Origin of the sequence: Actinoplanes sp. SE50/110, from assembly GCF_900119315.1 — a bacterium.
GTDB lineage: Bacteria > Actinomycetota > Actinomycetes > Mycobacteriales > Micromonosporaceae > Actinoplanes.
In genome coordinates, this window is sequence record NZ_LT827010.1 from 7,767,653 (window position 1) to 7,792,424 (window position 24,772).

General features: G+C 72.8%; 18 protein-coding genes. 11 read left to right on the forward strand and 7 right to left on the reverse strand.

All coding sequences use genetic code 11. The annotated features are described in order from the left end of the window. The first annotated feature begins 27 nt into the window (after positions 1-27). The 4 genes from ACSP50_RS34625 (at position 28) to ACSP50_RS34640 (ending at position 5,301) form a co-directional block, all read left to right on the forward strand. The gene (locus ACSP50_RS34625) at positions 28-1,632 is read left to right on the forward strand and encodes a phospholipid carrier-dependent glycosyltransferase (RefSeq protein ID WP_014693977.1); all 1,605 of its coding nucleotides are present in this window, start codon (positions 28-30) and stop codon (positions 1,630-1,632) included. Between the two features lie 45 nt (positions 1,633-1,677). Next, positions 1,678-3,318: an FAD-dependent oxidoreductase gene (locus tag ACSP50_RS34630; RefSeq protein ID WP_014693978.1), complete on the forward strand. Its 1,641-nt coding sequence runs from the start codon at positions 1,678-1,680 to the stop codon at positions 3,316-3,318. Between the two features lie 325 nt (positions 3,319-3,643). After that, on the forward strand, positions 3,644-3,991 hold the full coding sequence (locus ACSP50_RS34635) for an Lsr2 family protein (protein ID WP_014693979.1): 348 nt from the start codon (positions 3,644-3,646) through the stop codon (positions 3,989-3,991). A 230-nt stretch (positions 3,992-4,221) separates the two neighbouring features. After that, positions 4,222-5,301, forward strand: coding sequence for an NAD-dependent epimerase/dehydratase family protein (locus tag ACSP50_RS34640; protein ID WP_014693980.1), 1,080 nt, complete (start codon positions 4,222-4,224; stop codon positions 5,299-5,301). Here ACSP50_RS34640 and ACSP50_RS34645 read toward each other — a convergent pair. Beyond that, positions 5,298-8,312, reverse strand: coding sequence for a bifunctional diguanylate cyclase/phosphodiesterase (locus ACSP50_RS34645; RefSeq protein ID WP_014693981.1), 3,015 nt, complete (start codon positions 8,310-8,312; stop codon positions 5,298-5,300). The genes ACSP50_RS34640 and ACSP50_RS34645 overlap by 4 nt on opposite strands. Before the next feature lie 85 nt (positions 8,313-8,397). Here ACSP50_RS34645 and ACSP50_RS34650 point away from each other — a divergent pair, with 85 nt between their 5' ends. Further along, on the forward strand, positions 8,398-9,027 hold the full coding sequence (locus ACSP50_RS34650) for a methyltransferase (RefSeq protein ID WP_014693982.1): 630 nt from the start codon (positions 8,398-8,400) through the stop codon (positions 9,025-9,027). On the opposite strand, the gene ACSP50_RS34655 is transcribed toward ACSP50_RS34650, so the two are convergent. The 4 genes from ACSP50_RS34655 to ACSP50_RS34670 all read right to left on the reverse strand — a co-directional run bounded on the left by ACSP50_RS34655 (position 9,017) and on the right by ACSP50_RS34670 (position 13,692). Continuing rightward, positions 9,017-9,784, reverse strand: a complete 768-nt coding sequence (locus ACSP50_RS34655; protein WP_014693983.1) for an HAD family hydrolase — start codon at positions 9,782-9,784, stop codon at positions 9,017-9,019. The two genes, ACSP50_RS34650 and ACSP50_RS34655, sit on opposite strands and share 11 nt — an antisense overlap. Further along, a complete protein-coding gene (locus ACSP50_RS34660; protein ID WP_043512774.1) occupies positions 9,781-10,533 on the reverse strand; it encodes an ROK family protein in 753 nt (250 codons plus the stop codon). Before ACSP50_RS34660 ends, ACSP50_RS34655 begins: the two co-directional genes overlap by 4 nt. Positions 10,534-10,645: 112 nt before the next feature. Beyond that, entirely contained in the window at positions 10,646-11,353 is a 708-nt protein-coding gene (gene bioD, locus ACSP50_RS34665; RefSeq protein WP_043516159.1) for a dethiobiotin synthase, read from the reverse strand. A gap of 1,202 nt (positions 11,354-12,555) precedes the next feature. Further along, positions 12,556-13,692: an 8-amino-7-oxononanoate synthase gene (locus ACSP50_RS34670; protein ID WP_014693986.1), complete on the reverse strand. Its 1,137-nt coding sequence runs from the start codon at positions 13,690-13,692 to the stop codon at positions 12,556-12,558. A 145-nt stretch (positions 13,693-13,837) separates the two neighbouring features. Between ACSP50_RS34670 and bioB the strand changes: the two genes are divergently transcribed. Next, positions 13,838-14,833: a biotin synthase BioB gene (gene bioB, locus ACSP50_RS34675; RefSeq protein WP_014693987.1), complete on the forward strand. Its 996-nt coding sequence runs from the start codon at positions 13,838-13,840 to the stop codon at positions 14,831-14,833. 232 nt (positions 14,834-15,065) lie between these two features. Here the strand turns inward: bioB and ACSP50_RS34680 are convergent, their stop codons facing one another. After that, positions 15,066-16,109, reverse strand: coding sequence for a GNAT family N-acetyltransferase (locus ACSP50_RS34680; RefSeq protein ID WP_014693989.1), 1,044 nt, complete (start codon positions 16,107-16,109; stop codon positions 15,066-15,068). Between the two features lie 88 nt (positions 16,110-16,197). After that, on the reverse strand, positions 16,198-16,905 hold the full coding sequence (locus ACSP50_RS34685; RefSeq protein WP_014693990.1) for an amino acid-binding protein: 708 nt from the start codon (positions 16,903-16,905) through the stop codon (positions 16,198-16,200). Positions 16,906-17,226: 321 nt separating this feature from the next. Between ACSP50_RS34685 and ACSP50_RS34690 the strand changes: the two genes are divergently transcribed. The 5 genes from ACSP50_RS34690 to ACSP50_RS34710 all read left to right on the forward strand — a co-directional run bounded on the left by ACSP50_RS34690 (position 17,227) and on the right by ACSP50_RS34710 (position 24,394). Next, the gene (locus ACSP50_RS34690; protein ID WP_099343932.1) at positions 17,227-17,937 is read left to right on the forward strand and encodes a pyrimidine reductase family protein; all 711 of its coding nucleotides are present in this window, start codon (positions 17,227-17,229) and stop codon (positions 17,935-17,937) included. Between the two features lie 77 nt (positions 17,938-18,014). Then, entirely contained in the window at positions 18,015-19,760 is a 1,746-nt protein-coding gene (locus tag ACSP50_RS34695) for an ATP-binding protein (protein ID WP_014693992.1), read from the forward strand. A 22-nt stretch (positions 19,761-19,782) separates the two neighbouring features. Beyond that, a complete protein-coding gene (locus tag ACSP50_RS34700) occupies positions 19,783-20,934 on the forward strand; it encodes an exonuclease SbcCD subunit D (protein WP_014693993.1) in 1,152 nt (383 codons plus the stop codon). Further along, positions 20,931-23,429 (forward strand): AAA family ATPase, encoded by a 2,499-nt coding sequence (locus ACSP50_RS34705; RefSeq protein WP_014693994.1) that lies wholly within the window; start codon positions 20,931-20,933, stop codon positions 23,427-23,429. The genes ACSP50_RS34700 and ACSP50_RS34705 overlap by 4 nt, the downstream gene beginning before the upstream one ends. Continuing rightward, the gene (locus tag ACSP50_RS34710) at positions 23,426-24,394 is read left to right on the forward strand and encodes a hypothetical protein (protein WP_014693995.1); all 969 of its coding nucleotides are present in this window, start codon (positions 23,426-23,428) and stop codon (positions 24,392-24,394) included. The genes ACSP50_RS34705 and ACSP50_RS34710 overlap by 4 nt, the downstream gene beginning before the upstream one ends. Positions 24,395-24,772: the final 378 nt, after the last annotated feature.

Sequence of the window (24,772 nt, forward strand, 5' to 3'; positions counted from 1 at the left end):
GTCCGGCCGGCGGGCTATCTTTGCCCGATGCCTCGTCGCCGACTGTTGTTCCTGCTGGCCGTGGTCGCGATGCTGGGGCAGATGGCGTTCGCCATGGTGACCACGGCGACGCAGCTGACGCCGACCATCGACGAGCCGGTGTACGTCGCCACCGCCGAGGTGTACACCCAGCAGCACAGCCTGCGCTACAACTTCGAGCACCCGCCGCTCGGCAAGCTGATCATGGCGACCGGGCTGGCGTTCGGCGGCGCGCACCGGCTGGACCCGGCGTATCCGGGCGACCAGAGCGCGCTGGGACGCAACCTGCTCTACGAGAGCGGGAACAACCCGTTCCGGCTGCTGCTCGCCGCCCGGGTCCCGATCATCGTGCTGACACTGCTGTTCGGGCTGGTGGTGCTGGCCTTCGCGCGGGACGTGGCGGGGCCGTGGGCCGCTCTGATCGCGCTGGCGCTGTACTCGTTCGACCCGGATGTGATCGCGCACGGGTCGCTGGCCACCCTGGACGTGCCGGCCGCCGGTCTGCTGCTGACCGCGTTCTGGCTGGCGTGGCGGGGGCGGGAACGCGCGTACCGCTACCTGCCGCTGGCCGGCGTGGCCCTCGGGGCGGCACTGGCGACCCGGGCCAGCGCGCTCCCCGCCGTACCGCTGATCGCCCTGCTCTGTGGTTGGTCGATGTGGCGTGCCCAGCGGTCGGCGAGCCGGCGACGGCGTCTGGTGGCCGGCGCCCTGGCCGCCGCCGGCGTGGGGTTGATCGCGGTCGCCGTCGTCTGGGTGGTCTATCTGGCCGTCGATCCGCATCTGCGCTGGACGACCCCGGACTATCTGGCGCATCCGGACGGGCTGCGGGCGGCCGCGGTGCAGTGGCTGCCGCTGCCGCAGGCGTATCGGGACGGGTTGCTGCTGCAGTTCCGGCTGGAGGCGCGGACCTACAACGGGTTCCTGCTCGGGCAGGCCTACCGCGGCAACCTCTGGTACTACCTGCCGGTGGCGCTGCTGATCAAGACGCCACTGGGGATGCTCGTGCTGTGGATCGCCGGCGCGCTCACGATGATCCTCGTGCCGCGGCTGCGGGCCGCGGCGGTCTACGTGCTGCCGGTTTCGGCGCTGCTGTTGCTGGTGGCGATGACCGGCAGCCGCGACTACGGCACCCGGTACGCGATCTTCCTGCCGATGTTCCTCGCGGTGGCGGCCGGGACGGTCGCGCTGATCCGGATCCGCCGGGTTCCGTGGGTGACCGCGGCATTGATCCTGTTCGTCGCGATCAGCTCAGTGCGCACATTCCCCTATTACCTGCCGTACTCCAACGAGGCGTTCGGCGGCACCGCGGACACCCACCGCAACCTGCACGACTCGAACGTCGACTGGGGTCAGGACCTGGCCCGGCTGGCGCAGAAGCTGAGGACCGACTATCCGGGTGAACCGGTGTGGCTCGTCTACAAGGGCAGTGGCGTGCCCGCCTATTACGGGATCAATGCCACCGATCCGTACGGCGTTCCGGAGGACCGGGTGCACGGCCTGCTGGTGGTCTCCGACTCCCGGGTGGCGCTGGCCGGCGTGAAGCTCCAGCGCCTGATCGACACGAGCAGAGCGATCGACCAGGTGGGCTACGCGATGACCATCTACCGGCGGTAGAAACAGGCTCTGGCGGTTACCGGCGAGTAATGCTTAGGTGACACGATGACGGATTACGACATCGTGATCGTGGGCAGCGGCTTCGGCGGCAGCGTCAGCGCACTGCGCCTGACGGAGAAGGGATACCGGGTCGGCGTCCTCGAGGCCGGCCGGCGTTTCACCCCCGAGACCCTGCCCAAGACGTCATGGGACCTGAAGAACTTCCTCTGGGCGCCGAAGCTCGGGATGCGCGGCATCCAGCGGATCACCCTGCTCAAGGACATCATGGTGCTGTCCGCGGCCGGGGTCGGCGGGGGCTCGCTGGTCTACGCCAACACGCTGTACCAGCCGCCCGCGCCGTTCTTCGCCGACCCGCACTGGTCCGGCATCACCGACTGGGCCAAGGAGCTGGAGCCGCACTACGACCAGGCGTCCCGGATGCTCGGGGTGACCACCCAGCCGACGATGACCCCGTCCGACGTGGTGATCAAGCAGGTGGCCGAGGACATGGGCGTCGGGCACACGTTCCGCCGCACCCCGGTCGGGGTGTTCTTCGGCGAGCCCGGCAAGACCGTGCCCGACCCGTTCTTCGGCGGGGCCGGACCGGACCGCACCGGCTGCACCGAGTGTGGCAACTGCATGATCGGCTGCCGGGTCGGCGCCAAGAACCGGCTCGACGTCAACTACCTCTACCTGGCCGAGAGCAAGGGCGCGACGGTCCACCCGGACACCGAGGTCACCAAGATCCGGCCGGACGGCGCCGGCTGGGTGGTGGAGACGGCCAACGGCACCTTCACCGCCGGGCAGGTGATCCTGGCCGCCGGGGCGCTCGGCACGCAGCGGTTGCTGCACGCGATGCGCGACACCGGGGTGCTGCCCCGGATCTCCGCCCGGATCGGCTCGCTGACCCGCACCAACTCCGAGGCGCTGCTCGGCGCCGAGACCAGGAAGGTGCCGGCCGAGCCGTTCAGCAGGGGCGTCGCGATCACCTCGTCGTTCCACCCGGACGCGACCACGCACATCGAACCGGTCCGGTACGGGCCCGGCAGCAACGCCATGGGCCTGCTGTCCACCCTGCTGGTGGACGGCGGCGGGCGGCTGCCGCGACCGCTGCGCTTCCTGGTCAACTGCATCCGGCACCCGATGGTGCTGGCCCACTCCCTGTCGGTGCGGCGGTGGAGCGAGCGCACGATCATCGCGCTCGTGATGCAGACCCTGGACAATTCCCTGACGGTACGTCGCACCCGGCGCGGCCGGTTGACGACGAGCCCGGGACACGGCGACCCGAACCCGACCTGGATCCCGGTGGGGCACGAGGCGGTGCGGCGGATCGCGGACCGGATCGACGGCTTCCCCGGTGGCACGGTCGGCGACATCTTCAACGTTCCGATGACGGCGCACATCCTGGGCGGGGCGACGATCGGTGCGGACGCCGACAGCGGCGTGATCGACCCGTACCACCGGGTCTTCCACTACCCCGGGCTGCACGTGGTGGACGGTTCGGCGGTGCCGGCCAACCTCGGGGTGAACCCGTCGCTGACGATCACCGCGATGGCGGAGCGGGCGATGTCGCTGTGGCCGAACAAGGGCGAGGCGGATCCGCGGCCGGCGCCGGGCGAAGCCTACGAGCCGGTGGAGCCGGTGGCACCACACTCACCCGCGGTGCCGGCACATGCTCCGGCCGCGCTGCGCCGCGCCGGAAAATAGTTGGGGCGAGCCGCCCCGGCACCGGAGCATCGGCGACGAGGCGGCTCGAGTCTACGGGACGGCTCCGCCCTTGGGAGCGCTCCCAGCGGTGAGGTTACCCCACATTCACCAGTTCGAAAAGAGTCTTCTCAGGGTCTTTCCGACCAGCGAAGACCACCCTCCGCTGCCGGGTGGATGCGCAGCGGAATTGCGACATGCCTAGGGGCAATTTGCAATGCTTGCCGTGCGGGATACACAATGAATGGGACGACGACTATTCGCGGCACCCCCCATCGCTCGCGTACAGCCGTCACCCGAATGACATCGCTGTAGGAGCGAACACGACATGGCGAAGCAGATAATTACCCTTCTGACCGACGACCTCGACGGCGGGGAGGCCGACCGCACTGTCGAATTCGGACTCGACGGTGTCAACTACACGATCGACCTGTCCGAGAAGAACGCCGGCAAGCTGCGCAAGGCCCTGGAACCGTTCCTCTCGGCGGCCACCCGCCTGGGCCGTTCCGGCGCCACCCCGCCGGTCGCCCGGCGCGCCGCCCCGGCCGCGACCAGCCGGTCCAGCCGTGACCAGAACCAGGCCATTCGCGAGTGGGCCAACAAGAACGGTTACCCGGTTTCCGAGCGCGGCCGGATCCCGAGCAACGTCGTCGAGGCATACCACGCCAAGCGCTGATTGCGCAGCCCGTAAAACGGCGTCACCGGGTCACCGGTGGCGCCGTTTTGCGTTGGCCGGACTCCCGCGCCGCCGCCGGGCCGGCCGTTCCACCGATGACCTGAGTCAATCCGCGGGTGAGGATATCGATACGACGGGCCGGTACCGTCTTCTGGGCAACGGCGTGAATCCGGCCGGGAATAGTCGCCGGAAACCGATTTGAAGTCCGTGGCCGGGGTACGGCTCACGACATGCGTGTCGTCATCGTGGGCGCGACCGGCAACGCCGGCACCGCGCTGCTGCGCCGCCTCCGGACCGAACCCGACATCGAAACCGTCGGGATCGCCCGGCGCGTCCCGCAGGACACCGGCCCCTACGCCGGGATGGAATGGCACCCGGTCGACATCGGCCGGGACGACGCCCTGGACCGGCTCACCGCGATCTTCGAGACCGCCGACGCGGTGGTGAACCTGGCCTGGCAGATCCAGCCCAGCCACGACACCCGGCAGCTGTACCGGACCAACGTGCTGGGCAGCCGCGCGGTGTTCCGGGCGGCGATCCGCGGCGGCGTCAGCACGCTGGTGCACGCCTCCTCGGTGGGGGTGTACTCGCCGGGGCCGAAATGGGCGTACGTCAAGGAGAGCTGGGCGCGCAACGGGGTGCTGGAGTCGTCGTACAGCCGCCACAAGGTGCTGACCGAGCGGATGCTCGACGAGATCGAGTCGGACCATCCGATGATGCGCGTCGTCCGGCTGCGGCCCGGGCTGATCTTCCAGCGCGACGCCGGCACCGAGATCGGCCGGTATTTCGCCGGCCCGCTGCTGCCCGCCCGGCTGCTGCGCCCCGGCTGGGTGCCGGTCATCCCGGCGCACCCGGGGCTGCGGCTGCAGGCGGTGCACGCCGACGACGTCGCCGAGGCCTACCTGCGGGCGCTGCGCGCCGACGTGCGCGGCGCGTTCAACATCGCGGCCGGACCGGTGCTCGATCCGATGGTGCTGGCCAAGGCGTTCCGCGGGGTGCCGCTGCCGGTGCCCGGGTTCGCACTGGAGGGCGCCGCGGCGCTGAGCTGGACGTTGCGGCTGCAGCCGGTCGACCGCGGCTGGGTGCGGCTGGCCCTCAAGGCGCCCCTGATGTCCTGCGACCGGGCCGCCGGCGAGCTGGGCTGGCGGCCGCGCCGGGGCGCGGTGGACGCGCTGCACGAGGTGGTGGCCGGGCTGGCCGACCGGGCCGGGCGACCGGAGAGCCCGCCGCTGGACCCGGCCGCGAGCCAGCCGGGACGCCTCGGCGGCCTGCTGCGCGGCCGCCTGCCGGGCACCGGCAACCCCTACTAGACGGCGACGGCCAGGCTGGTCATCCAGGCCAGCACCTCGGTCGGGCCGAGCGGGCTGGAGAACAGGAAGCCCTGCCCGAGCGGGCAGCCCATCCGCACCAGCAGATCCCGGTGGTCGAGGTCCTCGATCCCCTCGGCCACCACGGTGAGCTGCAGCGACCGGGCCAGGCTGACGATCCCGCCGACCAGCTGCGGGCTGGTCACCATGTCGTCGATGAACGTCTTGTCGATCTTCACGACGTCGATCGGATGCTGCCGCAGATAGCCCAGCGACGAATAGCCGGTCCCGAAGTCGTCGATCGCGATCCGGATGCCCATGTCGCGCAGCACCCCGAGATCCGCCCAGACCCGCGCCTCGTCGTCCTTCATCAGCAAAGTCTCGGTGATCTCCAGCATCAGCGACCCGGGCGGCACCCCGGTGTGCTGCAGCGCCGCCCGGACCTGGTCGACGAACCCGGCCTCGCGGAACTGCCGGACCGAGACGTTCACACTGACGTACGGGGTGCGCCCGGCCGGCAGGACCCGGCGCCAGTCGGCGACCGTGCGCAGCGCCTCCTCCAGCACCCAGCGGCCCATCGGCACGATCAGCCCGCTCTCCTCGGCCACCTCGATGAACTGGTCCGGGGTGATCACCCCGCGACTCGGGTGATGCCAGCGGACCAGCGCCTCGAAGCCCACCGCGGCACTGCTGACCAGGTCGACGATCGGCTGGTAGTGCAGCAGGAAGTGGCCCTCGTTGACCGCGTGGTCGAGCGCCGAGCGCAGCTCCAGCCGCGCCACCATCTCGTCGTGCAGATGCCGCTGGTAGCGCCGCCACTGGTTCTTGCCGGCCCCCTTCGCCACGTACAGCGCCAGGTCGGCCTGGCGCAGCAGCTCGTCGGCGTCCTGCGCCTCCAGGGTGGTGGTGATCCCGATGCTGGCCACCGCGTGCAGCGGCTTGGCGTCGGTGTCGATCGACGGGGCGAGCGCGGTCAGGATCCGGGTCGCGGTCTCCTCGACCGCGCCCGGGTCGTTCACGTTCTCCACCAGGGCGGCGAACTCGTCACCACCGAGCCGGGCCGCGGTGTCGTCCGCCCGCAACGCCCCGGCCAGCCGGTTGGCGACCGCGATCAGCAACTGGTCGCCGACCGCGTGCCCGAGCGTGTCGTTGACGATCTTGAAGTCGTCCAGGTCGATGAAGAGCACCCCGACCACCGAGCCGTCCCGGGCGCTGCGGGCCAGCGCGTGCTTGAGCCGGTCGTGGAACAGCACCCGGTTCGCCAGGCCGGTCATCGCGTCGTGGAACGCCTGGTGGATCAGCTCCCGTTCGAGCTGCCGCTGCTCGGTCACGTCCCGCATGGTGACGACCAGGCCGGCCACGCTCGGGTCCGCGCTCAGATCCCGGCAGTGCATCTCCAGCAGCACCTCGGTGCGCCCGGCGCCGACCGCCCGGAAATCCAGCTGCTGCACGGTGTCCCCGCCACGGACCGCGGCCAGGGCCTCCTCCAGCCGGCTCTGGTCACCGGGGTGGATCACGTCGGGCAGGCGGTACCCGGTCGGATCGGCGCCGAAGACCCCCAGAGCGGACGGACTCGCGTACCGGATCCGGTCCTGCCGGTCCAGAATGGTGATCACGTCGGCGGTGTTCAGGATCAGGGTCCGGAAGTACGCCTCGCTGTTGCGCTGATTCACCTGATGGCTCAGCGCGATCCGCTCCAGGGCCAGCGCCACCTGCCCGGCCAGCACCTCCACCGACCGCTGCAGCTCCCGCAACGCCCACGTCGGCGCACCCACGTGCAGCACCCCGACCAGGGGATCACCGGTCGGCCGATCCTGCAGCACCATCGGGCAGCGCAGCGTCTCGGCGAACTGGGTGAGCCGCACCGCCACCGCCCAGTCCACATCCCTGGTCTGCACCAGCCGGGCCGCGGTACCGGTGTCCCGGTCCACCGCGGCCTGCGCGGCGGCCTCCGGTGACAGCGGCTCCGACTGCGCGATGCTGATCGCCAGCACCACGCCGTGCGGCACATCACCGGGCAGCAGCTGGGCCACCGTCGTCCGGACCGCCAGACCCACCGCCTCCGCGTCGGCGGCTGACACCAGCGCCGCGGACGCCTCACGCAGCGCCTGCTCCCGGCCCATCGCCTGCCGGTGACTGGTCATGATGCCGCCCATCCGGGCCAGCACCAGCATGAGCATCAGCAGACTCAGCACCGCCACCAGGAACAGCCCGGCGACCTGGCCGTCCTGCGACATCTTCACCATCAGCACGCTCGGCGCGGCCAGCGCGGCCACCGCCAGCAACGCCAGCCGGCCCCGGCTGGTCTCCGCCGGTGGCGCCTCCGACCGCCGGGTGAGCTCCGCCATCGACGGGATCAGCGCCGCCGTCCCGGCCGTCGCGTAGAGCGCGAGCTGGCCGTACGCGGGCGCCCGCAACACGTCCGCGATCAGCATCGCCCCGGTGCCGGCACCCAGCCAGTACCCGGACGCGACCAGCCGCCCCGGCACCGTCTCCAGCCGGATCAGCAGCCCCAGGCAGAGCAGGTCGGCGACCGGCAGCAGCTGCTCCAGCCCCCGGACCGACGCGTCCGACATCCGCGGGCCGATCACGAACGTCCAGACCAGCAGCGCCACCCCGGAGGTGACGATCGCCGCGTCGAGCAGCCCCGGAACGTCCCGGGACGCCCCGGTGCGGCGGCGCACGAACCCGGCCAGCGCCACGGCCAGCGCCGGATAGGACAGCAGCAGCAGGGCGGTGCCGGCCGGCGCCAGCCAGAGCAGCTCGTCGGTGACGGACTCGGGCGCGTCGCCCAGCGCGGCACCCACCCCGGACAGCCCGGTCGCGGTGGCCAGCAGCCACCACGGCACCCGGTCGTCCGGCTGGCTGCGGTAGGTGCCGAACAGCACGGCGCCCAGCGCGGACAGGCCACCGGCCAGCACCAGCCAGCCGTGCAGGGCCGGTTGCGCGGCGTAGCCCACCCCGAGGAGCAGGATCCACCCGCCGAAGAGGGCGGCCGGCCACCGCGTCGGCATCCGACCTCCCTGCGCCCGAGACCCGTTCCGACTCCACTGATCGGCTCCGGGATCACGGAACTGAGGGAAAGGGCACAATCGTCGGGTGCTACTCGATTTCGTACGCGCCCACACCGTGCCGGCGCCGGTCCCGTTCGTCCCCGAGATCCGGCTCCGGCAGGCCGACGAGCCGATCGCGCTCTGGGAGGCCACCGAGGCCGGCGGGACCGAGCAGCCGCCCCCGTTCTGGGCGTTCGCCTGGGCCGGCGGGCAGGCCCTGGCCCGGCATCTGCTCGACGACCCCGGCCTGGTCGCCGGACGCAGCGTGCTCGACCTGGCCACCGGATCCGGGCTGGTGGCGGTCGCGGCCGCCAAGGCCGGGGCCCGGCCCGTGGTGGCCAACGACATCGACCCGCTGTCGTTGGCCGCGGCCGAGGCCAACGCCGCCGACAACGGAGTGGTGATCGAGACCAACGAGGGCGACCTGCTGGACGGCGACGAGCGGTACGGGGTGGTGCTGGCCGGCGACGTCTTCTACAGCCGGGAGATGGCCGGGCGGGTGCTGCCCTACCTGCGGCGGGCCGCCGGACGGGGATCGCTGGTGCTGGTCGGCGACCCCGGGCGCGCCTACCTGCCGACCGGGCTGGTGAAGCGGGCGACCTATGACGTGCCGGTGACCGAGGCGCTGGAGAGCTGCACGATCCGCACCACCACGGTCTGGCAGGTCACCATCTGATCAACTCGGCCAGTTCGTGGCCGTCCTCGACGACCACGTCCGGCTCGGGGCTGCCCGGCGGATCCTGCCGGCCGGACGGCATCAGGATCGCCCGGGCCACGTCGGCGCGGCGGGCGCAGGCCACATCCCGGCGCCGGCTGTCCCCGACGAACCAGCAGGCCCGCGGATCCACCCCGAGCACGTCGGTGGCATTCCAGATCATCTGCGGGTTCGGTTTGCGGACCCCGGCCTCGTCGCTGTAGACCTGCACCGCGAACAGGTCACCGACCCCGGCCGCGGCCAGGAAGTCCCGGTGCGCCGCGCCGCTGAGAGTGTTGCTGACCACGGCCAGCGGGACACCGGCCGCGGTGTACGCGTCGAGTGCCTCCCGGATGCCCGGCCGCAACGCCCAGCCCGGGCGGAACGCCCAGTCGTAGCTCAGTCTCGCGATCGCCCCGCGGACCGGCACCTGCGCGGCCGGGGGCCAGTCCCGGATCACGAAACGTTCCCAGACCTCGGCCTGGAGCAGCTCGTCCGGCGCATCCTCGTCGCGCCAGCGGGCATAGGCCTGGCCACCGGAGGCGAACGCCTGCTGAATCTGGCCGGGCGACAGCACCCCGTTGATCAGGTTGTAGATCCGCAGCACCAGCTCCGGCGAGGCGGACCGCTGGGCGGCCGGCGCGTCGGCCAGCACCCCGCCGAAATCCAGCAGGAGAGCGGCCGGGAGCACCGCCGGCCCCTTACCCGCCACCCGACCGTCGCCGGCCACTGCGATCATCGCTGGCCCAGGGTCCACGCGCGGACGCCGCCGACGATGCCCGCCGTGTTCGGCACCACCACCACGTCGTCGCCCATCCGGGCCAGCTGTGCCGGGGTGATCAGCCGCGAGTTGCCGCCGCCCAGATAGACCCGGTCCCACAGGAAGACCGGCCGCAGACCGTCGATCACGTTACGGACCCGGCGCGACCAGAGGGCGTCGCCGAGGCGGCGCCGCTCATGCTCCCCGATGTACGTGTCGTACGACATCCCCCAGCGCACCGGCGCCTGCGACATCTCCAGATGCGGGGCCAGCTCACCCCCGTCGAACAGCGCGCAGCCCAGCCCGGTGCCCAGCGTCAGCACCAGCTCACACCCGGTCCCGGCGACCACCCCGGCGCCGTGCACCTCGGCGTCGTTGAGCACCAGCGTGGGCAGCCCGAACGCCTCGGCCAGCGCGGTCCGCGCATCGAACCCGCGCCACGCCTCGAACAGGTCGGGGTCGACCCTGGTGCGGGGCCCGCTCCTCGTCACATAGTGCGGGGTCGCCACGACCACCCCGTGCCGGATCATCCCCGGCATCCCGACCGTCACCCGGTCCGCGGTCGGCAGCTGCCCACCCAGATCCACCAGAGTCTTGACGAACAGCTCCGGCGGCAACGGATACGGCGTCGGCACCCGGATCGGATGCGCCCGCATCGTCCCGGCGTCATCCAGCACCGAACCCTTGATGCCGCCGCCACCACAGTCGATCGTCAGGGTGAACGTCACCTGATGCCGGCTTGCCTCGCTCCGGTCGGCGGCACTGCGCCCCGGTGACGCTTCGCTTGTCATCCTCGGACCTCTCGACGTCAGCGTGCGGTGGCCGCGGCGACCGCCCGCATCAGCCCGCTTCCTCGGCCCACACCCGCCAATTATCCAGAACCCCGTGCAGCGCCGGAGTCAGCCAGCCCGGCGCCGACCGCCGGAACACCCCCGGATCCATCGACCCGGCGCCGGCCGGCAATGCACCGACCAGGTGCGGCACCAGCTCGCTCAGATTCGCCCAGTGCACCAGCTCGGGATCGGCCGGCCAGGCACCGAGGATCACCTTCGCCGGTACGCCGCGCCGCTCCAGCGCCTCCAGCGTCAGCGCCGTATGGTTCAGCGTGCCCAGCCCCGCCCGCGCCACCACCAGCACGTTCGCCCCGAGCGTGGTCGCCAGGTCGGCGAAGGTCCAGGCCTCCCCGGACGGCCGCAATCCCATCGGCACCAGCAGCCCCCCGGCGCCCTCCACCAGCACCAGGTCGTGCTTGTCCGCCTCGGCCCGGATCGCGTCCACGACCTCGTAGAGCTCCAGCGGCGGCAGATCGGCCACCTTGGCCGCGGCCAGCGGCGCGAGCGGCTCCGGATACTCGGCCAGCATCTTCACCGTGTCCGGCCCGGCCAGCCGGGTCACCGTCTCCGCATCGGTCGGCTCCCCGGTGATCGTCCCGGTCTGCCCCGGCTTCACCACGGCCACCCGAAGCCCGGCCGCCTGCGCCGCCGCGGCCACCGCCGCCGTGGTGATCGTCTTCCCCACCTCGGTGTCGGTCCCGGTGACCAGCACGATCCCGTGCCACTCACCGGCCGTGGCCGCCCGCCGAGCCGCCGCCTTGACGTCCGGCTCCCCCGCCGCGTCGCCCTCCGAGCCCGCCGCTGCTTCCGAAGTCCCCGCCGCGCCGCCCACCGAGCCCGCCGCTGATTCCGCGTCTCCCGTCGCCCCGGCTGCTTCCGCCGGTCGCCGACCGACCGAACCTGCTTCTCCAGGATCCGACATTTCCGATTCATCACCCGAGGATCCGGGTGGGTTCGCGACCGCGGCTCCCTTGTCGAGCTCCGCCCGCGGCGGATCCTCCAGGTCGGTGACGGCTGCGGCCGTCTCGTCGCTTCCAGGTTCAACGGGCGGCGCGGTCACATCCTGCGACGGTACGCCGTCAGCCCGCCCGTCGTCCCCCACACCGTGCCCGCCAGCGCACGGGGAGTGCGACCCCGCCACACCCGAAGATCCCGCCACCGGCTCCGCACCATCCGCACTCCCCGGCCGAGGTGCCCCCGCACCCGGAGGTCCCGCCACCGGCTCCGAAGCATCCGCGCTCCCCGGCCGAGGTTTCCCCGCACCGGAAGGCCCCGTCAGCGACTCCGCATCGCCCACGCCCCCTGGCCCGGATTCCCCCGCACCCGGCGATCCCGCCGACGACTTCGAGCCCCCGGTGTCCCTCGACCGAGGCTCCGCCGCGGCCGACGTGTCCGAGCCGCCCGGAGCGGCAACGGGCGAGGACGGTGAGCCACCGCCCTGCGCGGGCGGCGGAACCGCGGGCCGCAGGCGGTGACCACCACCCCGAGCGGGCAGAGCGGCGGCCGGCACCTGACGGCGACCGCCGCCATCATCAGGCGACCCCCCGCCGGGCGGTAGCCGGTGCCCGCTGCCGTAGACAGGCAACGGCGCCGGCCCATCCGGACGCGCAGCCGCTGCCGGCATATCCCGACCACTGCCGTGAGCAGTCAGCGGAGCGGAAGCCGGCAAACCGTGACCACCACCGCGAACAGGCAACGGAGCGGAAGCCGGCAAACCGTGACCACCACCGCGAACAGGCAACGGAGCGGGCCCGTCCCGTCGGGCGGGTGTCGTCATGTCGTGGCCGCTGCCGTGCGCCGGCAGCAACGCCCGGCCTTCCGGCCGGCGGGCCGGCGCCGGGGCGGGGAGGCCGTGGCCGCCGCTACGCCAGCCGCGGGGCAGGGGGGTGACCGCGATCCCGGGGTACGACGAGGTGTTCACGGTGCGCACTCCAGGATCACGTCCAGGGCCCGGGTGAAGTCCGCCTCGGGGATGCCCGCGTTGAGGGTCAGGCGCAGGCGCGAGGTGCCGTCCGGGGTGGACGGCGGACGGAAGCAGCCGACCGCGACGCCCCGGTCGCGGCAGTCGTCGGACCAGGTGAGGGCGGCTTCCGGGCCGGGGGCGACGACCGACAGGACACCGGCGGCCGGGTCGCGGACCGGGTAGCCGGCGGCGCGCAGCCGGGCGGCGAGCCGCTGCCCGCGCGCGGTCAGGGTGGCCCGCCGGTCGTCGGCGGCCCGGGCCAGGTCGATCGCGGCGTGGACGCCGGCCACCACGGCGGGCGGCGGGGCGGTGTCGTAGATGAAGGTGCGGCCGGTGTCGATCAGGTGGCGGATGACCCGTGCGGGGCCGGCGACCACGCCGCCGGCGCCGCCCAGCGACTTGGACAGGGTGGCGGTGACGATCACGTCGGGCTGCCCGGCGAGGCCGGCCGCCACGACGCCGCCGGCGCCGGCCGGGCCGAGCAGGCCGAGCGCGTGCGCGTCGTCGACGATCAGCAGGGCGCCGCGGGCCGTGGTGACCGCGTGCAGGGCGGCGAGCGGGGCGAGGTCGCCGTCGACGGAGAAGACCGACTCGGTGACGACCGCGGCGGTGCGGCCCGGGTGGGCGTCGAGGATGGCGGCGACGGCGGCCGGGTCGTTGTGCGGGGCGACCACCACCGGCCGGCCGGAGATCTTGCAGCCGTCGATCAGCGAGGCGTGGTTGTACGCGTCGGAGACGACCAGGTCGCAGACCGCCGCGGCGGCCCGGACGACGGCCAGGTTGGCCAGGTAGCCGGAGGAGAAGACCAGCGCGGCCTCGGCGCCCAGCCAGCCGGCCAGCCCGGATTCCAGCGCGGTGTGCGCGTCGGTGCTGCCGCGGACCAGGCGCGATCCGGTGGCGCCCACCCCGTACGCCGCAATCGCGGACCGCGCCGCCGAGGTCACCGCGACGTGCCGGGAAAGGCCGAGATAATCGTTTCCGGCCAGGTCGACGACGTCGTCGTCGGCCGGACGTGGCCGCAGGTGACGGGTGAGCCCCGCCTTGGCCCGGTCGCGGGCCAGGCGATCGAGCGACTCGGACCAGTCAGCCACAACGCCTCCAGACAAGCATGAGGCCCCCGGGAGATCACGGGGCCTCCGGTGATCGACGGGATCGGCCCCGGAGATCACGAGAACCGGAAACTACCACCCACGTCCGACCGTTCTTACCGCGCCGGAGAGTCTGTAGGGTACGGACATGCCTCAGATCCTCGACCGGGCACGTGCCCGGGTTCTCGACGGCGGCGCCGGCCTCGATCAGGCCGGGATCCTCGAGATCCTGCGACTGCCCGACGACGACCTGCCCGAGCTCCTGCAGCTCGCTCATGATGTGCGGATGAAGTGGTGCGGCCCGGAGGTCGAGGTCGAGGGCATCGTCTCGCTGAAGACCGGCGGCTGCCCGGAGGACTGCCATTTCTGCTCGCAGTCCGGCCTGTTCGCGTCGCCGGTGCGGGCCGCCTGGCTGGACATCCCGTCCCTGGTCGAGGCGGCCAAGCAGACCGCCGCGACGGGCGCCACCGAGTTCTGCATCGTGGCCGCGGTGCGCGGTCCCGACCAGCGGCTGATGGACCAGATGCGGCAGGGCGTCAAGGCGATCCGGGAGGCGGTCGACATCCAGGTCGCCGCCAGCCTGGGCATGCTCTCCCAGGAGCAGGTCGACGACCTGGTCGACATGGGCGTGCATCGATACAATCACAATCTCGAGACCTGCCGGTCGTTCTTCCCGAACGTGGTGACCACCCATTCGTGGGAGGAGCGCTGGTCCACCCTGCAGATGGTCCGCGAGTCCGGCATGGAGGTCTGCTGCGGCGGCATCCTGGGCATGGGCGAGACGATCGAGCAGCGCGCCGAGTTCGCCGCCCAGCTCGCCGAGCTGGACCCGCACGAGGTCCCGATGAACTTCCTCTCCCCTCGCCCGGGCACCCCGTTCGGTGACCGGCCGGTGGTCGAGGGCAAGGACGCGCTGCGGGCGATCGCCGCGTTCCGGCTGGCGATGCCGCGGACGATCCTGCGGTTCGCCGGCGGCCGGGAGCTGACGCTGGGCGACCTGGGCACCCGGGACGGCCTGCTCGGCGGCATCAACGCGATGATCGTCGGGAATTACCTGACCACGCTGGGCCGTTCGGCCACCGCCGACCTGGAGCTGCTCCAGGATCTGCAGATGCCGATCAAAGCCCTGTCGGCGACCCTCTGAGATGTTCTGCGACCGGTGTGGCGAGGCGACCGCCACGGGCGATCACACGGGGTGCGCGGCGGCCCGCGAGCTGGAGCCGCCCCGTTACTGCCCGGAGTGCCGCCGCCGGATGAAGGTGCAGGTGCTGCCGACCGGCTGGACGGCCACCTGCGTGGAGCACGGCACCCGGCGAGGGTGACCCCGAGGGTGGCGGCGGGCCTGAATCAGTACCCACCGCCACCCCTCTGACCCGTCACCCGGAGGTGGCGGGAGTATCCAAGGACGCCGGCTGACCCGCCAGTGGCAGGGTGACGCTGGCCAGGGCCCCGTCACGCGCCAGCTCGCCGTGGCCGAGGCGGCGCAGGGTGCGCAGCGTCGCCACGTCGTCCGCGCCGGTGTGCGCCACCAGCGCGGCCAGCCCGGACCGCTCGGCGTGCGCCCGCAGCCGGCGCAGCAGCGCCGTGCCCAGCCCACGACGCTGCCAGGCGTCCTCGACCAGCACGGTGATCTCGCCCAGCTGCCCCTCGACGATCAGGCCGGCGGTGCCCACCACCCGGCCGGCCGTGGTGACCGCGAGCAGAGTCAGCCCACCGGCCGGCTCCAGCAGCCGGCGCAGCCGGGACTCGGTGGGCGGACCGGCCGGATAGCGCCGCCGCAGGGCCGCGGCCGAGCAGTGCCGGTGCAGCTCGGCGACGGCGGCCAGATCGTCCGCGGTGGCCGGGCGCAGGGTCACCTCGGCTCCGTCGGGCAGCAGGAAGGTCACGTTCTCCCGCTGGTGGCGGGTGACCGCGGCGGCCAGCTCGACCAGGGCCTGGGCCCGCGCGTACTCCGCGGGGGTGAACGCGGGGAGCGCGCGGAGCACCTCGTACGACCCGCCGGCCGGGTCGGCCAGGGTCATCCGACCGCCGTGCACGCCGGGCCGGTCGAAGGCCGGGTGCGGACGCCAGCGCACGTCGGTCGCGTCGAGCAGGGCCACCAGCGTCTCGCCGAGCGAGTCGGGCTCGTGCACCAGGCGGCCGGCCATCGCGAGCGCGCGGGTGGGCTGGTCGGCCAGGCCCTGCGCCTCGGCACGGGTCACGAACGCATCCCGCCCGCGGCCCTTGGTCACCGCGGCCAGCAGGTCGGCCTCGGTCATCGCGTCCGGTGCGTCGACCAGGAAGTCGTCGACCGCGCCGCCCTCGGTGGTGTGCACCTGGACGGCGAGGATGTTGACCGATTTCAGGGCGAGGCTCGCGGTCAGCACGGAGAGATAGCCGGGGCGGTCGTCGACCGTGGCCCGGATCCGCCACAACGCCATGCGGGGCACTCCTTTCGCTCTGCCTCAAGAGTGCCCCGGCGTTGTTGCCGTCGTATTGCCTGAGCTGCTATTTCGCGGGTTGTGATCGTCACACCCGGACGGTGGCGGCGGTCACCGTGTCGAGCCGGTCGCCGAGGATCACCGCGGCCGCCCGGACCAGCTGCGCCACCCGGTCCACCTCGGTCACGTGGAACGCCGCGGCCGGCAGCTCCGCCTCGTCGGTGCGGGCCAGCACCAGGACCAGCCCGGCCCGGCCGAACGGCGCCACCGCGTACCGCGCGCCGCCCGGCTCGGTCAACGGCCGGGCCCGCAGCGGGGTCACCTCGGGCAGGCGCAGCGGCGACGGGGCCCGCCAACTCGCGTACGTCACCTGTGGCTCGTGTCCCGTCCCGGGCCCGCCGTTGCGGCTGGCCCAGTCGGCCGGGACCACCGCGGCCGCCGCCCAGTCCGCCGCCAGCAGCCCGGGCATCGCGTCGACCAGGGTGGCCAGGCCGTCCGCCGGGTTCGCCGCCACCTGGGCGAGCAGTTCGGCGTCGTGGCCCCCGTTGACCGGCGCGCCGATGGCCTTCCACACCCCGTCGACCTGCACCCCGGGGATCGCGGCGAGCCCGGCCAACAGCCGGTCGACCCGGGCCGCACCCGGCCAGACCACGGTGAAGTCGTCGACCGCCCGCCCGCCGAGACGTTCCAGCACCACCACCTGGACGATGTCCGCGCCGGCCACGCCGAGGGTGCGCGCGACCTGACCGAGGGCGCCGGGACGGTCCGGCAGGGTGACTCGAACCCGCAGCAACATGTGACTCCTCCCGTCGCGGACGGCCCGGTGCCGCCGTCCCCTGACCACCCTGCCGACTCCGCGTTTCCGACCGGTTGCACGGCCGTGTCCCCGCCGTCAAGCCGGTCGGTGATGCCGGATCTCACAACTCACCGCGGGCAGGCGCGGCTCCGGCTTCACCCGTCCATGTCCGGTGTCGGACACTCCCGCCCACTAGAGTCGGGGAATGATTTGCGAGGCTTGCCGGGAACGGCGGCATGTCGACTGCAAGGGTGGCTCGTGGTGCGACTGCCAGCACCGGCCGGCCGAGCCGACCCCGCCGGTGACCGGCCCACCCGGCGAGTGAGCGCCCTCCCGGACACCCGGGACGGGTTGGTCGAGCGCTATCCGCGCGCCGACCGGCCCACCCTCCGGGTGAATTTCATCGCCAGCGCGGACGGCGCGGTCAGCGTGGACGGCCTCTCCGCCGGGTTGCAGGGCCCGGGCGACAAGGAGGTATTCGACACCCTGCGGATGCTCGGGGACGCGCTGATCGTGGCGGCCGGCACGGTACGCGCCGAGCGGTACGACGCGCTGCGCCTGACCGCCGAGGACCGGGCCTGGCGGGTGGCGCACGGGCTGCCCGAGTTCCCGCTCATGGTGATCGTCTCCGGTTCGCTCGACCTGGATCCGGAGCAATTGATCTTCTCGGACGCGCCGATCCGCCCGATCGTGATCACCCACCGGGGCGCGCCGGATTCCCCGATCCGGGCGGTGGCCGAGGTGCTGGAGCTGGGCGACGACCGGGTCGACCTGGCCGCCGGGGTGGCCGAGCTGCACCGGCGCGGCGCCACCCAGCTGCTCTGCGAGGGCGGGCCGGGCCTGCTCGGCTCGATGATCGCCGCCGACCTGGTCGACGAGCTGTGTCTCACGGTGGCGCCGCTGCTGGCCGGCGGCTCGGCCGGCCGGATCGCGAGCGGTCCGCCGACGCCGCCGCGGCCGATGTCACTGCGGCACGCGCTGACCCGGGAGGACATGCTCTTCCTCCGCTACACGCGTGTCGTCCACAGCTGATCAAGATCTTGTGCATAACTCTGTGGATGGACCCCACCGGTGGTAGCCCGAGCGTTTTGTCATACCGCTGAGGCAACATGATCCCCGTGTCTGACGAAACTTCCCCCGTCGGGCGGGTGCTCGGCACCGCCGACGCGACCCCGCTCCAGTTCTGGACGGCCGTCGCCCCCGGCAGCTACCTGCAGCTCGACGACGTCGTGACCACCAGGCGTGATCTGCCCGACCGCGAGCCGGTGACCATCTCCGGCGTGGTCACCCAGGTCCGCGCCCGGCACGAGGGCGCCCAGTTCGACTCGGACGTGTTCGCCATCGCCGACGGCACCCTGCCCGCGATGGTCCAGGAGGCGGCCGAGATCACCACCACCCGGGTCGACCCGGAGCTCTACGTTCCGCCGGCCCCGGGCGCGATCGTGCACCGCGCCTCCGGCGAGGACCGCGACGCCGCCCTGCACTTCGACCGGATGGAGCGCCGGGTCCCGATGGGCACCGGCCGCGACGGCGTCCCGGTCTTCCTGAACGCGGACTTCCTGGACGGCACCCGCGGCGCGCACGTGTCGATCTCCGGCATCTCCGGCGTCGCCACCAAGACGAGTTTCGCCACCTTCCTGCTCTACTCGGTGTTCCGCTCCGGCCAGCTCGGCGCCGACGGGGCGAACGCCCGGGCACTGATCTTCAACGTGAAGGGCGAGGATCTGCTCTTCCTCGACCACCCGAACACGAAGCTGGACGACCCCACCCGGGCCTACTACAAGCTGCTCGACCTGCCCGACAGCCCGTTCACCGACGTGCGGGTCTACGCCCCGCCGCGGCCCGGCGACCCGTCCGGCGCCCCCGACGTGAGCGGCCGGCTGACCGGCGTCGACGCGTTCTACTGGACGCTCGACGAGTTCTGTTCCACCAAGCTGTTGCCGTACGTGTTCGCCGACGCCGACGACGAGCGCCAGCAATACACCATGGTGGTCCACTCGGTCACCGCCCACCTGCACCGTTTCGCCGTCCCGGCCGAGGGCGGGATCAGCATCGACGGCCGCCGGATCGGCTCGTACGGCGATCTGGTCGACCACATCGTCGAGCAGCTCACCGACGACGAGACCCGCTCCACCTGGGCCGGCAGCGCGGTCAGCATGGGCACGGTCAACGCGTTCGCCCGCCGCCTGATCGGCAGCAAGCGTGATCTGGCCCGGCTGATCCGCGGCGACCTGGCGCAGCGCCGCCCGCACCAGATCAAGACCGCGGACAGCGCCCAGGTCACCGTCGTCGACCTGCACAACCTGCCGGACCGCGCGCAGCGCTTCGTGGTCGGCGTCACGCTCAAGAGCGAGTTCGAGGAGAAGGAGAAGGCCGGCACCGGCCGCCCGCTGCTCTTCGTGGTCCTCGACGAGCTGAACAAGTACGCCCCGCGGGAGGGCTCCTCGCCGATCAAGGAGGTGCTGCTCGACATCGCCGAGCGCGGCCGGTCGCTGGGCGTGATCCTGATCGGCGCGCAGCAGACCGCCAGCGAGGTCGAGCGGCGGATCGTCACGAACTCGGCGATCCGGGTGGTCGGCCGGCTCGACCCGGCCGAGGCGTCCCGTCCGGAGTACGGCTTCCTGCCCCCGGCGATGCGTCAGCGCGCGCTGCTGGCCCGGCCCGGCACGATGTTCGTCAACCAGCCGGACATCCCGGTCCCGCTCTGTGTCGAGTTCCCGTTCCCGGCGTGGGCCACCCGCAAGTCGGAGTCGGGTCCGCCACCGGCCGAGACGCTGCGCTCGATCGTGCAGTCCGCCGACCCGTTCGCCGTGATCGGCGGCCGGGCCGGCGGTGACGACGACATCCCGTTCTAGGACCTGGGGCTAAGGTTTCGCGATGCGCATCCTGCACACCTCCGACTGGCACGTCGGCAAGGTTCTCAAGGGCCGCAACCGGCACGACGAGCACATCCGGGTGCTCGCCCAGGTGGTGGAGATCGCCCGGGCGGAGAAACCCGACCTGGTGATCGTCGCCGGCGACCTCTACGACACCGCGGCGCCGACCGCGGACGCCACCCGGCTGGTCACCCGCGCGCTGTCCGCGCTGCGGCAGACCGGCGCCCGGGTGGTGGCGATCGGCGGCAACCACGACAACGGGCAGGCGCTGGACGCACTGCGCCCGTGGGCCGACGCGGCCGGCATCGAGCTGCGCGGCTCGGTCCGGGACAGCCTGGGCGACCTGCTGATCGAGGGCACCACCGCGGGCGGCGAGCGGTGGCGGCTGGTGGCGTTGCCGTTCCTGTCCCAGCGGTACGCGATCCGCGCCGCCGAGATGTACGAGTTGACCGAGGCGGAGGCCAATCAGACGTACGCCGATCTGATCGCGCGCCTGATCGCCAAGCTCGCCGAGCCGTTCGGCGAGCCCGGCGTGGTCAACCTGATCACCTCGCACCTGACCCTGGTCGGGGCGAGCACCGGCGGCGGTGAGCGCGAGGCGCACACCATCATGGGGTACGCCGTGCCCTCCACCGTCTTCCCGCAGAACACGCACTACGTCGCGCTCGGTCACCTGCACCGCGCGCAGCGGGTGATCGGCCCGTGCCCGGTGCGCTACTGCGGCAGCCCGCTCGCCATCGACTTCGGCGAGGAGGAGAACGTCTGCTCGGTGGCGGTCGTCGACGTCGGCGTGGACAGGGCGGCCCAGGTCCGCGACGTGCCGGTGACCTCGGCGATCACCCTGCGCACGGTGCGCGGCACCCTCGAACAGCTGGCCACGGTGAACCTTCCGGAGGCCTGGCTGCGTGTCCTGGTGCGCGAGGCGCCCCGCCCCGGCCTGCGCGAGGACGTGCAGGAGCTGCTGCCGAACGCGTTGGAGGTACGGATCGACCCGGACATGCTGCCGGAGCGCACCGGGGCCCGGGCCGCCGAGCGCGCCGGCCGGTCGCCGCGTGAGCTGTTCGGCGACTACCTGGACAGTCGCGGCAACGCCGAGGAGGGTGTCCGCGAGCTCTTCGACCAGCTGTACGACGAGGTGAGCAGCAACCAATGAGGCCCCTTCGGCTGGACATGTCCGGTTTCACGGTGTTCCGCGACCAGACCACCGTGGACTTCACCGACGCCGACTACTTCGCGCTGGTCGGCCCGACCGGCTCGGGCAAGTCGACCGTGCTGGACGCGATCTGCTTCGTGCTGTACGGCCAGGTGCCGCGCTGGGGTGGCGCCCGCGGGATCGGCAACGCGCTCGCCCCGTCCGCGGCCGAGGCGCGGGTCCGGCTGGTCTTCGAGTCGGCCGGTGACCGCTACGTGGCGACCCGGGTGGTGCGCCGCGACGGCCGGGGCAACGTCAAGACGTCCGGCGCCGGCCTGCAGCTGATGCCGCCCGGCTTCGACGTGACCAAGCTGGACACCGGCATGGACCTGACCGACCTGGGCGAGGTGCTGGCCGGCGTCCCGGCCGAGATGGACGACGCGGTGCTGCACGCGGTCGGTTTGCCCTACGAGCAGTTCACCAGCTGCGTGGTGCTGCCGCAGGGCCAGTTCGCCGACTTCCTGCACGCCAAGCCGGCGGTCCGGCAACAGATCCTGATCAACCTGCTCGGCCTGCAGATGTACGAGCGGGTCCAGGAGAAGGCGGCCGAGCGGGGCAAGACCGCCGAGACCAAGCTGACCATGGTCGACCAGTCGCTGGCCGCCCTCCAGGACGCCACCGACGAGGCGGTCGAGGCGGCGGCCGGGCACCTGGCCCGGATGCGGGAGCTGACCGGCGCGGTCGAGGCCGCGATGCCGGGGCTGCGCGAGGCCCGGGCGGCCGAGTCGGCCGCCCGCGACGCCCGGGACACGCTGGACGCCGAGCTGGCACTGCTCGCCTCGGTGCGTACTCCGGACAATCTGGACGAGGCGACCGGCGCCGTCACCGCGGCCCGCGACGCCGCCGCCCGGGCGGCGCAGGCGGTGCACGAGGCCGAGGAGGCCGAGGAGAAGGTCCGCGGCGAGCTGGCCGCGGCCGGCGACCCGGGTTCGCTGCGCCTGGCGCTGGACCGGCACACCGAGCTGTCCCGCCTGGTCGAGCAGGAGGGCTGGTTCGCCGGCAAGGTGTCGGTGGCCGAGATGGAGTGCCGGGACGCGCGCGCCGCGGCCGACCTCGCCGAGTCCGAGCACACCGGCGCGCAGCAGCTGCTGGAGCAGGCCCGGCAGGACTACCGGGACGCCCAGCAGCGGGACCGGGCGGTCGCGCTGCGCGGGCATCTGAGCGCCGGCGACCACTGCCCGGTGTGCGAGCAGCCGGTCGCCGTGGTGCCGGAGGTGCCGCGCGAGTCGGCGGTCCGGCTGGCCGAGGCGGCCGGCGCCGCCGCGCGCGAGGCCGCCGAGCAGGCCACCGCCCGCTGGCAGCAGCGGGACGCGGTGGCCCGCAACCTGGAGAGCGACCTGGAGCGCAAGCGCGGGCAGTACGAGCATCACCTGACCCGGCTCGCCGAGGTGCGCAAGGCGGTGCAGGGGCTGCCCGGGGCCGAGGTGATCGAGCAGCGGCTGGCCGAGCTGGCCCGGCTGCAGGGCCGGCTGGAGGAGGCGACCGGCACGGTGCGCGCGGCCCGGGACGCGGCCCGTGCGGCGCAGATCGCGGTCCGGGCCGCGGAGGAGCAGCAGCGGACCGCCTGGCGACGCTTCGACACGGTCCGCGACGGGCTGGCCCGGTTCGTCCCGCCGCCGGCCGACCGGGACGACCTGGCCGGTGCATGGCAGACCCTGGTCGGGTGGGCCCGGGCCGAGCACGCCGCCCGGGCGGAGCGCCGGGCCGCGGCCGAGACCGCGGTGCTGTCCGCGCACGGATCCACGGCCGCCGCGCAGGACGCGATCGCCGCGCTGTTCACCGCCGCCGGGGTGCGGCCGCCGGCGACCGCCCCGGAGGACGCCGAGGCCACCCTGATCCGGGCGGCCGCGGTCGCCGCCGAGCGGGCCGAGGCCGCCTGGCAGCGTCTGGTGGAGCGGCACAAGCAGGCTCGCGAGCAGCAGGAGCGGCGGATGACGCTGCAGCGGGAGAGCCGGGTGGCCAAGTCGCTCGCCGGTCACCTGCGGGCCAACAACTTCGAGCGCTGGCTGCTGGAGGAGGCGCTGGACCTGCTGGTCGACGGCGCCTCGCGGATCCTGCGCGAGCTCACCGGCGGGCAGTACGAATTGATGCACGACAAGGGCGAGTTCTCGGTGATCGACCACCACGACGCCGGGTTGCGCCGGGGTGTGCGCACGCTCTCCGGCGGGGAGACGTTCCAGGCGTCGCTGGCCCTGGCGCTGGCCCTGTCCGAGCAACTGGCCGGGATGAGCACCACCGCGGCCAGCCTGGAGTCGATCGTGCTGGACGAGGGTTTCGGCACGCTGGACGCCGCCACGCTCGACGTGGTGGCGGCCACGCTGGAAAATCTGGCCGCCCGCGGCGACCGGATGGTCGGGCTGGTCACCCACGTGCAGGCGCTGGCCGAGCGGGTGCCGGTCCGGTTCGAGGTCCACAAGGACGCGCGGACCGCGCACGTCGAGAGGGTCGGCCTGTGACACGGATGTTCGTCGACGCGTGGGACCCGGCGTACGGGGCGAGTTTCGAGGGCGGGGACGGCGAGGGGCCGGCCTCGCCCAGCAGCGCGCAGGTGGAGGTCGACGTCGAGGTGCCGGCCGCCGCGTGGGCGCCGATCGACGTGCCGGCCGGGGCCCGGGCACCGCGGGTGGTGTTCCTGGTCGACGGCGTGCGCCGCAACGACGCGCAGATCTGGACGGCGGAGGAGGACGGCACCTCGTACGCCGGGCTGGCCGCCTCCTTCGCGGCCGGCGTGGTGCGCTGCGATCTGGGCCGCGGGGTGGCCGAGCTGGTGGCGGCGCGGGTGGGGCGGGGGTTGTTCACCGCGAGCCCGTCGATCGCCGATCTGCAGGCCGGCACGGTCCGCTACGAGATCCACCGGATCAACGGGACCGGTGAGGCGAGCAAGCTGCCGGCCGCGGTCCAGGGGCCGCTCACCGCGCTGGAGATCGAGATCTCCAGCGCCGCCCGGGACACCGGATCGGACGGCGCCGACCTGCTGATCGTCGACGGCCCGCTGCGCAACCGGCGTCAGCTGCCGCGCACCATCGGCTACATCAAGACCCAGCAGAAGCAGTATCTGCCGACCGCCCTCACCGCGGTGGTGACCGCGCTGCGTCCGGGCCAGCGCACCCCGGTCTTCCACCTGGGCTCGCTGTGGGGCGGCTGGTCCTGGTATCTGCGGCTGCCCGGGGCCACCGGCGCGCCGTGGTCGGGGATCGTCCGGGTGGAGTGTTCCCCCGAGCTGACCGTCGATCAGGCGATCGAACTGGCCGGGCTGTCCGGGGCGACGCTGCCGAGGTTCGCCTCCTCGTCGTACAAGGATCCCCGGGCCCCGCAGAACCTGGTGCCGATCGCCGGGCTGGAGCGCCGCCTGCGCGGCATGCTGGGTGACTCGCGGGTACTCCACCGGGCTCTGGCGCTGGCCACCGCAGCCTCCCGCTGATTAGGACTCCCGTCCAGATACTGGTACGAAAGTTGCGAGCGAAAGAATGTGATCGGGGTGCTCCGGCATCCGACCCGGACCTCGGTGATCACCACCTCCGGCGCGCCCTCCGGCGCCGCTGGTAAACAGTCGCTTACCAAACCCGAATGCGTCGGAGCTGCAAGATCAAGAACTGGGAGCGCTCCCGGACGGGTGTCGCCCGAAAGGGTCCATCGGATATCCGGACATCCCCCGAACGGTTCGGCGACCTCGCCTTTCGCCACACATAAGTCATCTCCGCGCACCCAGCGGAATCGCGCGTTCACACAGCGAAATCGCCATCTCCCGGCCGGGCGAAATTATTTCCAGAGCCATGTCTCGGCTCCGATGTGACTGAGT